The organism is Litchfieldella anticariensis FP35 = DSM 16096 (assembly GCF_000409775.1).
Taxonomy (GTDB): Bacteria; Pseudomonadota; Gammaproteobacteria; order Pseudomonadales; family Halomonadaceae; genus Litchfieldella; species Litchfieldella anticariensis.
Map to the genome: position 1 here is coordinate 171,325 of NZ_KE332393.1, position 13,217 is coordinate 184,541.

General features: G+C 57.9%; 15 protein-coding genes. All 15 read left to right on the plus strand.

Annotated elements, in window-relative coordinates; genetic code table 11:
- Positions 1–63 precede the first annotated feature (63 nt).
- The 15 genes from erpA to atpG all read left to right on the plus strand — a co-directional run bounded on the left by erpA (position 64) and on the right by atpG (position 13,195).
- Positions 64–432, plus strand: coding sequence for an iron-sulfur cluster insertion protein ErpA (gene erpA / locus L861_RS19195; RefSeq protein WP_016418313.1), 369 nt, complete (start codon positions 64–66; stop codon positions 430–432).
- A gap of 195 nt (positions 433–627) precedes the next feature.
- Positions 628–1,359 (plus strand): transporter substrate-binding domain-containing protein, encoded by a 732-nt coding sequence (locus L861_RS19200; protein ID WP_035568941.1) that lies wholly within the window; start codon positions 628–630, stop codon positions 1,357–1,359.
- A 112-nt stretch (positions 1,360–1,471) separates the two neighbouring features.
- Positions 1,472–2,143, plus strand: a complete 672-nt coding sequence (locus tag L861_RS19205) for an amino acid ABC transporter permease (protein ID WP_016418315.1) — start codon at positions 1,472–1,474, stop codon at positions 2,141–2,143.
- A 9-nt stretch (positions 2,144–2,152) separates the two neighbouring features.
- On the plus strand, positions 2,153–2,923 hold the full coding sequence (locus tag L861_RS19210; protein WP_016418316.1) for an amino acid ABC transporter ATP-binding protein: 771 nt from the start codon (positions 2,153–2,155) through the stop codon (positions 2,921–2,923).
- Positions 2,924–3,472: 549 nt separating this feature from the next.
- Entirely contained in the window at positions 3,473–5,368 is a 1,896-nt protein-coding gene (gene mnmG, locus L861_RS19215; RefSeq protein WP_016418317.1) for a tRNA uridine-5-carboxymethylaminomethyl(34) synthesis enzyme MnmG, read from the plus strand.
- Positions 5,365–6,027 (plus strand): 16S rRNA (guanine(527)-N(7))-methyltransferase RsmG, encoded by a 663-nt coding sequence (rsmG, locus tag L861_RS19220; protein ID WP_016418318.1) that lies wholly within the window; start codon positions 5,365–5,367, stop codon positions 6,025–6,027. The genes mnmG and rsmG overlap by 4 nt, the downstream gene beginning before the upstream one ends.
- Positions 6,028–6,082: 55 nt before the next feature.
- Positions 6,083–6,853, plus strand: a complete 771-nt coding sequence (locus L861_RS19225) for a ParA family protein (protein ID WP_016418319.1) — start codon at positions 6,083–6,085, stop codon at positions 6,851–6,853.
- Between the two features lie 30 nt (positions 6,854–6,883).
- Positions 6,884–7,816 (plus strand): ParB/RepB/Spo0J family partition protein, encoded by a 933-nt coding sequence (locus L861_RS19230; protein ID WP_016418320.1) that lies wholly within the window; start codon positions 6,884–6,886, stop codon positions 7,814–7,816.
- Positions 7,817–8,013: 197 nt separating this feature from the next.
- Positions 8,014–8,412: a F0F1 ATP synthase subunit I gene (locus L861_RS19235; RefSeq protein WP_016418321.1), complete on the plus strand. Its 399-nt coding sequence runs from the start codon at positions 8,014–8,016 to the stop codon at positions 8,410–8,412.
- A 14-nt stretch (positions 8,413–8,426) separates the two neighbouring features.
- Positions 8,427–9,290 (plus strand): F0F1 ATP synthase subunit A, encoded by an 864-nt coding sequence (gene atpB, locus L861_RS19240; protein ID WP_016418322.1) that lies wholly within the window; start codon positions 8,427–8,429, stop codon positions 9,288–9,290.
- A 52-nt stretch (positions 9,291–9,342) separates the two neighbouring features.
- Positions 9,343–9,591 (plus strand): F0F1 ATP synthase subunit C, encoded by a 249-nt coding sequence (gene atpE, locus L861_RS19245; protein ID WP_016418323.1) that lies wholly within the window; start codon positions 9,343–9,345, stop codon positions 9,589–9,591.
- Positions 9,592–9,656: 65 nt separating this feature from the next.
- Positions 9,657–10,127, plus strand: coding sequence for a F0F1 ATP synthase subunit B (locus tag L861_RS19250; RefSeq protein ID WP_016418324.1), 471 nt, complete (start codon positions 9,657–9,659; stop codon positions 10,125–10,127).
- A gap of 11 nt (positions 10,128–10,138) precedes the next feature.
- Positions 10,139–10,675, plus strand: coding sequence for a F0F1 ATP synthase subunit delta (locus L861_RS19255; RefSeq protein ID WP_016418325.1), 537 nt, complete (start codon positions 10,139–10,141; stop codon positions 10,673–10,675).
- Positions 10,676–10,691: 16 nt separating this feature from the next.
- Positions 10,692–12,236 (plus strand): F0F1 ATP synthase subunit alpha, encoded by a 1,545-nt coding sequence (gene atpA, locus L861_RS19260; protein ID WP_016418326.1) that lies wholly within the window; start codon positions 10,692–10,694, stop codon positions 12,234–12,236.
- A 77-nt stretch (positions 12,237–12,313) separates the two neighbouring features.
- Entirely contained in the window at positions 12,314–13,195 is an 882-nt protein-coding gene (gene atpG, locus L861_RS19265; RefSeq protein WP_016418327.1) for a F0F1 ATP synthase subunit gamma, read from the plus strand.
- The last annotated feature ends 22 nt before the right edge of the window (positions 13,196–13,217 follow it).

Sequence of the window (13,217 nt, forward strand, 5' to 3'; positions counted from 1 at the left end):
CTTTTGCTGGGGATTGTGGATAATAATGAGCAAGCTACTATTTACCAACATGGGAGCGAATCCATGAGCGGTGCCGAATCCTTCGAACCAGCTTCCTATACCCCCAAACCGATGTTGCTGACCGATAACGCCCAAGGTCGGTTACGTACCTTGATCGCCGAGGAAGGCAATCACGCCCTGAAGTTGCGTGTCTATGTCACCGGTGGCGGTTGTTCAGGCTTCCAATACGGCTTTGACTTCGCCGATGAAACCAGCGACGACGATACCCTGATCGAGTTCGACGATGTTGCCATGATCGTGGATCCACTTTCCTACCAGTATCTGGTCGGCTCCACCGTGGACTTCGAAGAAGGCCTCGCCGGGGCCCGTTTCGTGATCAAGAATCCCAACGCCACCACCACCTGCGGCTGTGGTTCTTCATTCATGGTCTGAGTTTCACTCGGACCATGACCTCACCATCGATCTTTCCCCCTCTGAGGCAGACCATTCCCCTCTAACTTGACGCTTTCCCCATGACTCGCCATGGTTAAAGGTGAGTTCTATAAACAATATTTCTAAATGGGGAACCCAATGAAACTTCACGAACTGACCCACCATACCCTCAAGACTTCCTCACTAGTGGCTTCCATGGTGCTGGGTCTGGGGCTGTCGGTGCAGACATTCGCCCAGCAGCCAGAGGTCAACGTGGTCACCGATCCAAGCTTCGTCCCTTTCGAGATGATGGACCAGGAAAGCGGCGAAATGGTCGGGTTCGACATGGATATCATCAGAGAGGTCGCCGACCGTGCCGGCTTCAAGATCAATCTCGAAACCATGGACTTCAACGGCATCATCCCAGCCGTGCAGACCGGTAATCAGGAAATCGCCATCGCCGGCATTACCATCACTGAAGAACGCGCCGAGATCGTCGACTTCTCCGATCCCTACTACGACAGTGGCCTGCGAATTCTGGTACGTGCCGACAACGACAGCGTCGAAACCATCGAGGATCTGGCCGGCTCCAGTATTGCCACCAAGATCGGCTCCACCAGCCACAACTTCCTGAGAGAACAGTTCGGCGGGGATACCGACATCACCCCTTATCCAGGGACCAGCGACATGTTCATGGCGCTGCTCGGCGGCAGTGTCGATGCCGTCTTCTACGATGCTCCCAATGTCGGCTACTTTGCCCAGACCCGTGGGGAAGGTCGCACCAAGGTGGTAGGTCCTCTCTACGAGGGGCAACAATATGGCATCGTCTTCCACAAGGGCAGTGAGTGGTTGGAGCCCACCAACGAGGCCCTGGCCGCCATGCGCGAGGACGGCACTTACGACGAGATCTATGCCAAATGGTTCGGTAGTGCCGCTGACGACGAATGATCCCTTTACACAATGCGTGGTGGGGTCGGGTTTCACACCCGGCCCCACTGCTGTGTGTCCCACCGATACGCCTACAGCGCACGCTTGACTCGTCGCAGCGGGAGATTTTCACGTGGACGTGACCTTTGAATTCGACTGGGCAGCCGCCCTGGCTTCGATTCCCCATCTACTACCGGGGATCCCCTATACGCTGCTGATTTCCTTTGGTGGCCTGGCCATTGGTTTCATAATCGGTATCATCTTCGGCCTGTTGCGAATCAGCCCCCTTCACTGGCTGCGGCTTCCGGCTGGCCTGTATATCGAGGTATTTCGCGGCACCCCAGTGCTGGTACAGGTGCTATTCATCTTCTATGGGCTGCCGCAGATTCTCGGCGGTCCGATCAATGCCCTGGTCGCGGGTATCGCCGCCATTGCCGTCAATTCCGGAGCCTATATCTCGGAGATCGTGCGCGGCGGCGTGGAATCCATCGAACGAGGCCAGCGTGAGGCCGGCTTGTCGCTGGGACTGTCAAGAACCCAAGCCTTCCGCTACATCATCTGGCCTCAGGCCCTTCGCCGCATGATTCCTCCACTGGGCAACCAAGCCATCATCAGCATCAAGGACACGTCCTTGTTCTCGGTCATCGGCGTCGGCGAACTGGTCCGCCAGGGCCAAGTGTATATTGCCACCACTTTCACCGCCCTCGAGGTCTATCTGATGGTGGCCTTGTTGTACCTGGCTATCACCTGGAGCCTTTCTCTCATCCTGCGTACGCTGGAACGCAAGGGCCTGGTCGGACAATAAGGATCGCCCATGAATCACTCCAACTCAGCTTCGAACAAGCCCATCGTCCATATGGACAAGGTCAACAAGTATTTCGGCAGTCTCCATGTGCTGCAAGATATCGACCTCGAGATCACCCCTGGGGAAGTCGTCGTCATCATCGGTGCCAGTGGCTCGGGCAAGTCGACCCTGATCCGTTGTGTCAACGGCCTGGAGGAATTCCAGAACGGTCATATCGAGGTCGACGGCAACGAGCTGCTGCCGAACGGCAAGAGTTCGAAGGCCCTGCAGACCATCCGCACCGAAGTCGGCATGGTCTTTCAGCAATTCAACCTCTTTCCTCACTTGAGCGTGCGTGACAACGTCACCCTGGCACCGATCAAGGTACGCCGACTCGACCGTGGCCGGGCCACCGAGATTGCCAACAAGCTACTGGAGCGGGTCGGGATCAGCGACCAGGCCGACAAGTACCCGAGCCAGCTCTCTGGCGGCCAACAACAGCGAGTGGCCCTGGCCCGCGCCCTGGCCATGGAACCGCGCTTGATGCTATTCGACGAACCGACTTCGGCGCTCGACCCGGAAATGATCGGTGAGGTACTCGACGCCATGCGTGAACTGGCCAATGAAGGCATGACCATGATGATCGTTACCCACGAGATGGGATTTGCCCGTGAAGTTGCCGATCGCGTCATCTATATTCACGGCGGCCAGATCGTCGAACAGGGCTCACCCCGCGAGGTCTTCGACAACCCGCAACACGAACGGACTCAGAACTTCCTGTCGCGTGTGCTCAAGCACTGAACGGTGCCAACTTCCACACTCAATTCGCCATCTCCATGGGCCTACCGACGACCGGTAGGCCCATTTTTCTTCATGTGGATAAATTCAGCGTCAAACAGCACCTTCTTTTCCACAAAGCCGCATGGTTGCCCTCATCAAGCCAGTTACCCCACCATGTGCACAGCCACGGTGACAAACACGGGACTCACCAGTGCATAACCGGTGATTCGTTCCGCATGTGGGCAAGTCATGATTTCATCCACAGGCACATGACATGCTGTACGCAAGTGCTACGCGCCTTGTCCAACTTTTGGCTAACATTTTATCGAATTGATTATTAACATAAAATATGGCTTATCCACAAAAAATGTCCACACCAATAATCATTACCACAACAGAACTTCCTTTCTCTTTCTTTAATATTGATATTGGGAATGTCGCTATTTCCTATCGGACATCATCCGGATGTGGAAAACCCCTGACGGTTACCCACAGGAGGTTTATACTGGGCGGCTGATTTCACCCTCTGTTTTTCATTACGGCGCAGAATCGCGCCATTCGAGGTGTTACGTGAATTACCCGGACCGCTTTGACGTCATCGTCATCGGCGGAGGCCATGCGGGAACCGAAGCCGCTCTGGCCTCTGCCCGCATGGGCTGTCAGACCCTACTGCTGACCCACAACATCGAGACTCTTGGCCAAATGTCATGCAATCCTGCCATCGGCGGGATCGGCAAGAGTCATCTGGTCAAGGAAATCGATGCCCTTGGTGGTGCCATGGCTCTGGCCACTGACCAAGGCGGTATCCAGTTTCGCGTGCTCAATGCCCGCAAAGGCCCTGCTGTGCGCGCGACTCGCGCACAGGCCGATCGCGTGCGTTACAAAGCGGCGATTCGCGGTATGCTGGAAAACCAGATCAACCTGACGGTCTTTCAGCAGGCTGCCGGTGACTTGATCGTCGATGGTGACACCGTACGCGGTGTCGTCACCGAGACCGGCATTCGATTCCATAGTGAAACGGTAGTGTTATGCACCGGGACATTCCTTGGCGGCGTGATCCACATCGGTCTTGATCAAAGCCGTGGTGGCCGGGCTGGCGATCCCCCTTCCAACGCCCTGGCTCAACGCTTGCGCGCGCTGCCGTTCAACGTAGCGCGGCTCAAGACCGGCACACCACCGCGCCTGGATGCCAAGAGCATCGATTTTTCGGTGCTCGAGGAGCAACCCGGTGATACTCCCACCCCGGTGATGTCGTATCTTGGTTCACGAGGAATGCATCCCCGCCAGGTGAGCTGCCATATCGCCCATACTAACGAACGCACCCACGAGATCATCTTCGCCAATCTCGATCGTTCACCGATGTACTCGGGGGTGATCGACACTATCGGTCCTCGCTACTGTCCGTCTATCGAGGACAAGGTGCATCGCTTCGCGGACAAGTCGAGTCATCAGATATTCATCGAGCCCGAGGGATTGGATACCCATGAGCTCTATCCCAACGGCATCTCGACCTCGTTGCCTTTCGACGTTCAGCTCGAGGTAGTGCGCTCGATCAAGGGGTTGGAGAACGCGCACATCACGCGTCCCGGTTACGCTATCGAGTACGATTTCTTCGATCCTCGCGACCTCAGGCACTCGCTGGAAACTAAATTTATCCACAACCTGTTCTTCGCTGGGCAGATCAACGGCACTACCGGTTACGAGGAGGCCGGCGCGCAAGGGCTGCTGGCCGGGCTCAATGCCGCACGTCGCGTTCAGGGACAGGAGAGTTGGTCGCCGCGTCGCGACGAGGCCTATCTAGGGGTATTGGTCGACGATCTGATCACCTTGGGTACGCAGGAGCCGTATCGTATGTTCACTTCGCGGGCTGAATATCGCCTGCTACTGCGCGAGGACAATGCCGATCTGCGGCTTACCGAGATCGGTCGCGAACTGGGCTTGGTCGACGACGATCGCTGGGCAGCGTTTGACTCCAAACGTGAAGCCATCGAACGCGAGAGCGCACGGCTCAAGGCCAGTTGGGTCCAGCCCGGCACACCAGCGGCGGCATTTGTCGCTGACAAGACCGGCAAGACGCTGTCCCGTGAGTACAGTCTGATGGATCTTCTACGGCGTCCGGAGCTGGGGTATGACGATGTGGCCAACCTGGTTGGCGATGCAGTGGAGGATGCCGCCGTTGCCGAACAAGTGCAGATTCAGGCCAAATATCAGGGGTATATCGACCGTCAGCAGGACGAGATCGATAAACTCAAGCGTCATGAAGCCACTCCATTGCCCGAATCGCTGGATTATGATCGGGTAGAAGGGCTGTCCCACGAGATCCGCCAGAAACTCAAGGCAGCGAGGCCGGAAACTCTGGCTCAGGCTGGGCGTATCTCCGGGGTGACACCTGCAGCAGTATCCATCCTGTTGATTCATCTAAAGAAACGGCGTCTGTTGGACGAGAATCGGGTGGTGAACGAATGAGCGTGGACACCGCGATACCCGGTCTCGCGCCAACCGTCATCGCGCGCCTTGATCATGGGCTTGCCGAACTGGATTTGCGCCCGGATACCAGGCAGCGAGAGAAACTGCTGGGATTGCTGGTCTTGTTGCACAAGTGGAACCGCGCCTATAACCTCACCGCGGTACGCTCGTTGGATGAGATGGTGACCAAGCATCTGCTCGACAGTGCCGCGATCCTGCCCGCCGTGCATGGGCCGCGCCTGCTCGACGTAGGTGCGGGACCTGGGCTGCCAGGCTTGGTCGTGGCGATTCTCAAGCCCGAATTGACAGTGACTTTGCTCGATAGCAACGGCAAGAAAGTGCGTTTTCAACGCCAGGCTGTGCTGGAATTGGGACTGTCCAATGTCGTTCCAGTACAAGCACGGGTCGAGACCCACGAAGACCGCCCTTTCGATCAGGTGATCTCACGAGCATTCGCCAGCCTGGAGGACTTCGTCCTCTTGTCTGAGCCCCTGTTGGCTGCCGATGGCGAATGGCTGGCGATGAAGGGGCGCTTCCCGGGGGACGAGTTGCAGCGCCTGCCGGCTGGAATTGAGCTTGTTGATCGCCAAGCGTTGCAGGTCCCCGGGGAGCCCGGACAACGGCATTTGCTGACACTGCGCCGCCATGTGAGCCCGTAACGAGAACATTTAGGCTGCCCACCACCGGGAGCCGGACTCAGGAAGGAAGCCGCTCGTGACCAAGATCATCGCCTTGACCAATCAGAAGGGAGGGGTGGGCAAGACCACCACGGCCGTCAACCTTGCCGCCAGCCTGGCGGCACTGGACCGGCGGGTTCTGCTGGTCGATCTCGACCCTCAGGGACATGCCACCATGGGGAGCGGTATCGATAAGCACGAGCTGGATGGCAGTGCGCTCGATGTGCTGATGGGCGACAAGCGTGCTGCTGAGGTGATCCTCGACTGCCCCGATGCCGGATATGCATTGTTGCCAGGAAATGGCGATCTGACCGCTGCCGAAGTCGATCTGCTCGACCGTGATGAGGGGCGCGAGCGTTGCCTGGGCAACGCTATCGGAAGCGTGGCCGGTGAGTACGATGTGGTACTGATCGATTGCCCGCCTGCGCTCAACATGCTGACCGTCAATGCCTTGACTGCCGCCGACGGTGTGCTGATCCCGTTGCAGTGCGAATTCTATGCCTTGGAAGGCCTTTCGGCGCTTCTCGATACCGTCGACCAGATCAAGGACAGCGTGAATCCGAGCTTGGCGATTTTCGGTATCGTGCGCACCATGTTCGATTCTCGTAATAGCCTGACGCGTGATGTCAGTAAGCAGTTGCGCGACTATTTCGGCGACACCCTGCTCAAGACCACGGTGCCGCGCAACGTACGCGTGGCCGAGGCTCCCAGTCATGGCTTGCCGGTCACCAAATATGCGCGTTTCTCGCGCGGTAGCCAAGCCCATCGGGTGCTGGCCAAGGAATTGATTCGTCGTCTGTCGCTGTAGGTGCAGCGGAACCCATGCGAGGTAGTGCCGATGACACGTAAACGCGCCCTGGGACGCGGCCTGGATGCCCTGATTGGTGCCGGTGCCCGTCGCCGTGAGACGCTGGAAGGCGAAGCCGATACCGATATCGCGTTCTCCGGCGTCGATGGCAGCATCGACCTGACCCCTGAGATGACCGCCACGGCGGAAGAACGTCTGGAACGTCTACCGTTGGGGCAGTTGTCACGTGGCAAGTACCAGCCGCGCCGCGATATCCAGCCCGAGGCCTTGGAAGAACTGGCTGATTCGATCCGCGCCCAGGGGGTGATGCAACCCATCGTGGTGCGTCCGGTCGGCCAAGATCGCTACGAGATCATCGCCGGTGAACGTCGTTGGCGAGCTGCCCAGTTGGCTGATCTCGATGTCATTCCTGCCGTGGTGCGTGAGGTAAGCGATCAGGCCGCGCTGGCGCTGGCACTGATCGAGAATATCCAGCGCGAGAACCTCAATCCCATTGAGGAAGCCTTGGCACACAAGCGTCTGATGGACGAGTTCGGTCTGACCCAACAGCAGGTTGCCGATGCGGTTGGCAAGTCGCGTGCCCAGGTGGCCAACCTGTTGCGCCTGCTGGCGTTGGATCCCGAAGTGCAGACCTTGCTCGAACGCGGCGATCTGGATATGGGGCACGCTCGTGCTCTGCTGGCGTTGTCCGGTGCCAAGCAGCGCCAGGCCGCCCATGAAGTCGTCAACAAGGATCTGACGGTGCGTGACACCGAAGCGCTGGTCAAGCGTCTGGTCAATGGCGAACCGGCCAAGAAATCGCGCGAGGCTCCCCCGGCCGATGTAGGTCGGCTTGAGAATCAGCTCGGTGAATTGCTAGGAGCACCCGTCAAGATCCAGCATAGCCGTAGCGGAAAGGGGCGGTTGACTATCCGTTATTCGAGCCTCGATGAACTTGACGGCATCCTGGAACATATTCGCTGATTTTTATCTTTTTTGTTAGCAAGCTAAATTTATTCATCAGATATTTCTTGTCATTTGGTCGTAAGCTGGCGCGATATCGTGCAGAATCGCGCTGACTTCGGTTGAAGGGACTGGGGGGCTTCCCTATAATCGCGTCGGACTTGCCGTCGGATTCACTGCGGCAGCGATTTTGGTAGATAGCAGCGCAGGCGGAGAGCATGGGAAAACCACTGGCAGCCAAGCTCAAGCGTCCGCGAATCCTGCGTCTGTTGCTTGCCCAGTTCGTCGTCGTGTGCGCCGTAACGGGGTTGGGAGCGTACACAGGGGGTTTGGCGGTAGCGGTTTCGGCATTGCTGGGTGGTGGGGTGGCATTGCTGCCCAATGCCTATTTTGCCTGGCGTGCTTTTCGTTATCAGGGTGCGCAGCATACCAGGAACATCATCAAGAGCTTCTATCGAGCCGAAGCCGGTAAGTTTGGTTTGACGGTGGTATTGTTCACGCTCGTGTTCGTGATAGTGCCCCCCTCAAATCCCGCTTTCTTCTTTGGCGCTTACGTGGCGACGCTGTTCGTGCATTGGCTGGGACCCTGGCTACTGCAACGACCGTCGCACACCTGAAATCGAGGCAGAGCATGGCAGGCACTAACCAGACTCCGACGGAGTATATTCAGCACCACCTGCAGAACCTGACCTTCGGTCGGCATCCGGAACATGGCTGGTCGATGGCCCATTCCGCCGAGGAAGCCTCCGAAATGGGCTTCTGGGCGATCCATCTCGACACCATGGGATGGTCAATTGGACTGGGGATAATCTTCCTGTTGGTCTTCCGCAAGGCAGGCAAGTTGGCGACCACCGGCGTACCCTCCGGTCTGCAGAACTTCGTCGAGCTGATGGTCGAGTTCGTCGACAATTCCGTGAAGGAAACCTTTCATGGCAAGAGTCGGTTAATTGCCCCCCTCTCGCTGACCATTTTCTGCTGGGTCTTTCTGATGAATCTGATGGACCTGGTGCCCGTTGACTTCCTGCCTATGCTGGCCCAGAAAGTCGGTGGGTTTTTCGGTGCCGATCCCCAGCATGTGTATTTCAAGGTGGTCCCGACCACCGATGTCAATGCCACATTGGGCATGTCGCTCTCGGTCTTCGCACTGGTCATTTTCTATACCATTCGTGCCAAGGGTTTCACCGGCTTCATTGGCGATTTGACCCTGCATCCGTTCAACACCCCCAACAAGTTGCTCCAGGCCCTGTTCGTTCCGATCAACTTCGTGTTGGAAGCCGTGACCCTACTGGCCAAGCCGGTTTCTCTCGGTCTACGTTTGTTCGGCAACCTCTATGCTGGCGAGCTGATCTTCATCTTGATCGCCATCATTGGGCTGTGGCAGCTTCCGCTGCATTTCACTTGGGCGGTGTTCCACCTCCTGGTCATCACCCTGCAGGCCTTTATCTTCATGATGCTGACCATCGTCTATCTGAGCATGGCGGTGGAACAACACTGATTTCGCTAACCCCTTAACCCGCTAAACCACTTGACTGAAACTGGAGACCACCATGGAAGCACAAATCTTGGGTATGACCGCCATCGCCGTGTCCCTGCTGATTGGCTTGGGCGCCTTGGGCACCGCTATCGGCTTCGGCATTCTCGGCGGCAAGTTCCTGGAAGGCGCGGCACGCCAGCCGGAAATGATCCCGATGCTGCAGGTGAAGATGTTCATCGTTGCCGGCCTGCTGGACGCCGTGTCCATGATTGGTGTGGGTATTGCGCTATTCTTTACTTTCGCCAACCCGTTTGTCGGTTAAGCCACAGTGGTCGACACGACCCGTTGTGACTTTACCCCCAAACTTGTAACGCGAGAGGTGCTGGCGTGAATCTGAACCTTACCCTGATCGGCCAGGCTATCGCCTTCGCGTTCTTCGTCTGGTTCTGCATGAAGTTTGTCTGGCCACCGATTATGCAGGCCTTGCAGGAACGCCAGAAGAAGATCGCCGATGGCTTGGATGCTGCCAGCCGTGCCACGCGGGACCTCGAGTTGGCGCAAGAACAAGCCAACGAGACCCTGCGTGAGAGCAAGGAGCAGGCAGCTGAAATTCTGGAGCAGGCGCGTAAGCGGTCTACCCAGATGGTCGAAGAGGCACGTGACAGCGCTCGCCTGGAAGGTGAGCGCATGATCAATAATGCCAAGTCCGAGATCGAGCAGGAAATCAACCGCGCGAAAGAAGAGCTGCGTGCCCAGGTATCGCGACTCGCCATCGAAGGCGCGGAGCGGATACTGGAGGCCTCCATCGACGAGAAGCAACATGGCCAACTCGTCGACAAACTCGCCAAAGAGCTTTGAGGAGGTGATCCATGACGGAAACGTCTACCGTCGCTCGACCCTACGCCAAGGCGGCGTTTGAGTACGCACGTGATCATGAGGAACTTGAGACTTGGTCCGAGCTGTTAGGCAAGCTCGGCCAAGTCGCGTCCGTGAGCGAGATGCAGAAGATCCTTTCTCACCCCAAGCTCGATACCACTCGCAAGGTGGAGATCCTGATCGAGGTGTCCGAGGCTGAAGTCAATGACGCGGCCCGGCGTTTCCTCGATCATCTGGGTGAGAAGGGTCGCCTGTCGGCACTGGCAGCGATTGCACAACAGTTCGAGGTATTCCGAGCGGAACATGACCGGCGCGTGGAAGTGACCATCGTGTCGGCCTTCGAACTGAATGCCAAGCAGCAGGAAACGCTTGGCAGTGCACTCAAGAAGCGCCTCGATCGCGAAATCTCCATTACCACTCAGGTGGACCCCAGCTTGCTGGGTGGCGTCATCCTGCGTGCCGGCGATACCGTCATCGACGGCTCGGTACGCGGTCGACTGAACCGCCTCCACGAAACCCTTTCCGCCTGAGTTTGAGGGACATGGCATGCAGCAACTGAATCCTTCCGAGATCAGCGACATCATCAAGCAACGTATCGAGAAGCTTGACGTCGCGTCCGAAGCCCGTAACCAGGGCACCATCGTCAGCGTCTCCGACGGCATCGTGCGTATTCACGGCTTGGCCGACGCGATGTTCGGCGAGATGATCGAATTTCCCGGCAGCATCTTCGGCATGGTGCTCAACCTCGAGCGCGACGGTGTCGGCGCCGTGGTGTTGGGTGACTACCTGCAGCTCGAAGAGGGTATGACCGCGCAGTGTACCGGCCGCATCCTCGAGGTCCCGGTGGGGCCTGAGCTGGTAGGCCGCGTGGTCGATGCACTGGGCAACCCCATCGATGGCAAGGGCGATGTCAACGCCAAGCTCACCGATGCGGTGGAAAAGGTCGCGCCGGGTGTCATCACCCGTCAGTCGGTCGATCAGCCGATCCAGACCGGTCTCAAGTCGATCGACTCCATGGTGCCGATCGGCCGTGGTCAGCGTGAGCTGATCATCGGTGACCGCCAGATCGGCAAGTCGGCGATCGCCGTCGATACCATCATCAACCAGAAGGGCAAGGGTGTCACCTGTATCTACGTGGCCATCGGTCAGAAGCAGTCGACCATCGCCAACGTGGTACGCAAGCTCGAAGAGCACGGCGCCATGGAGCATACCATCGTGGTTGCTGCCGGCGCTGCCGATCCGGCTCCGATGCAGTTCCTGGCTCCCTATGCCGGTTGCACCATGGGTGAGTACTTCCGCGACCGCGGTCAGGATGCCCTGATCGTTTATGACGACCTGACCAAGCAGGCCTGGGCTTATCGCCAGGTATCCCTGCTGCTGCGTCGTCCACCGGGTCGTGAAGCCTATCCTGGTGATGTCTTCTACCTGCACTCGCGTCTGCTCGAGCGCGCCGCGCGCGTCAACACCGACTACGTCGAGAAGTTCACCGATGGCGAGGTCAAGGGCAAGACCGGCTCGCTGACCGCGCTGCCGATCATCGAGACCCAGGGTGGCGACGTTTCGGCGTTCGTACCCACCAACGTGATCTCGATCACCGACGGCCAGATCTTCCTCGAGACCAACCTCTTCAACTCGGGGATCCGTCCGGCCATCAACGCCGGCCTGTCGGTATCCCGCGTGGGTGGTTCGGCACAGACCAAGATCATCAAGAAGCTCGGCGGTAGCGTACGTCTGGCGTTGGCGCAGTATCGCGAGCTGGCAGCCTTCTCGCAGTTCGCTTCCGATCTCGACGAAGCGACCCGCAAACAACTCGAGCATGGTCAGCGCGTTACCGAACTGATGAAGCAGCATCAGTATTCGCCGATGTCCGTGGCCGAGATGGCGCTGTCGCTGTACGCCGCCGACCAGGGCTTCCTGGACGACGTGGATGTCAACAAGGTGCTGGACTTCGAGAGTGCCCTGCACGGCTACATGAAAGCCGAACATGGTGAGCTGCTCGACAAGATCAACCAGACCGGCGACTACAACGACGAGATCAAGCAAGGCTTGAAAGAGGGTCTCGAGAAGTTCAAGTCCACTCAGAGCTGGTAATGCCAATCGGTCCACCTCGAGGTATCGGGGTGGACCTCGAAAGCTTCTGAGGGTCAGGAACGAGAGGGTAGATCGCTATGGCAGCTGCAAAAGAGATACGCACCCAGATCGGGAGCATCAAGAATACGCAGAAGATCACCAGCGCCATGGAGATGGTTGCTGCATCGAAGATGCGTAAAGCCCAGGATCGTATGAAGGCGAGCCAGCCTTATGCCCGCCAGATCCGAAATGTGGTAGGTCATATCGCCGATGCCAATCCCGAGTATCGTCACGATTACATGATCGAGCGCGAGACCAAGCGTGTTGGCTTCATCGTAGTGTCGTCGGATCGCGGTCTGTGCGGTGGCTTGAACGTCAATCTGTTCAAGACGGTGCTTAGGGATGCCAAGGCATGGCGCGATCGCGGCGCGGAACTGCAGTTCTGTGCTTTGGGCGCCAAGGCCAGTGCTTTCTTCCGCAAGTATGGTGGGGAGTTGGTGGCTTCCACGAGTGGCCTGGGCGAAGCACCGGAAGTGCAGGACTTGATCGGTAGCGTCAAGATCATGCTGGAAGCCTACGACGCGGGACGCATCGATCGTCTGTTCGTGGTGTACAACGAGTTCGTCAACACCATGACCCAGAGACCGGTCGTACGACAGTTGTTGCCCTTGTCTTCCGATATGGGGAATGACAAGCAAGACGAAGAACAGACCCGTCCCAGTACCTGGGACTACCTGTATGAGCCGGATGCCAAGGCGTTGCTGGATAGCTTGCTGGTGCGTTTCATCGAATCGCAGGTCTATCAGTCGGTGGTCGAGAACGCTGCTTGTGAGCAGGCAGCGCGCATGGTCGCCATGAAGAGCGCCACCGATAATGCCGGCAATCTGATCGATGACCTGGAACTGGTGTACAACAAGGCCCGTCAGGCGGCCATTACCCAGGAAATCTCCGAGATCGTCGGTGGTGCGGCAGCCGTATAGCGCCGCAAGGAAACGTTTGGGG

Bases quoted from the DNA above. Each gene is read 5' to 3' on its own strand.
- erpA (WP_016418313.1), top strand. From the start codon at position 64: ATGAGCGGTGCCGAATCCTTCGAACCAGCTTCCTATACCCCCAAACCG.
- atpB (WP_016418322.1), top strand. From the start codon at position 8,427: ATGGCAGGCACTAACCAGACTCCGACGGAGTATATTCAGCACCACCTG.
- L861_RS19210 (WP_016418316.1), top strand. From the start codon at position 2,153: ATGAATCACTCCAACTCAGCTTCGAACAAGCCCATCGTCCATATGGAC.
- atpA (WP_016418326.1), top strand. From the start codon at position 10,692: ATGCAGCAACTGAATCCTTCCGAGATCAGCGACATCATCAAGCAACGT.
- atpG (WP_016418327.1), top strand. From the start codon at position 12,314: ATGGCAGCTGCAAAAGAGATACGCACCCAGATCGGGAGCATCAAGAAT.
- L861_RS19235 (WP_016418321.1), top strand. From the start codon at position 8,014: ATGGGAAAACCACTGGCAGCCAAGCTCAAGCGTCCGCGAATCCTGCGT.
- rsmG (WP_016418318.1), top strand. From the start codon at position 5,365: ATGAGCGTGGACACCGCGATACCCGGTCTCGCGCCAACCGTCATCGCG.
- L861_RS19230 (WP_016418320.1), top strand. From the start codon at position 6,884: ATGACACGTAAACGCGCCCTGGGACGCGGCCTGGATGCCCTGATTGGT.
- L861_RS19200 (WP_035568941.1), top strand. From the start codon at position 628: ATGGTGCTGGGTCTGGGGCTGTCGGTGCAGACATTCGCCCAGCAGCCA.
- L861_RS19255 (WP_016418325.1), top strand. From the start codon at position 10,139: ATGACGGAAACGTCTACCGTCGCTCGACCCTACGCCAAGGCGGCGTTT.
- atpE (WP_016418323.1), top strand. From the start codon at position 9,343: ATGGAAGCACAAATCTTGGGTATGACCGCCATCGCCGTGTCCCTGCTG.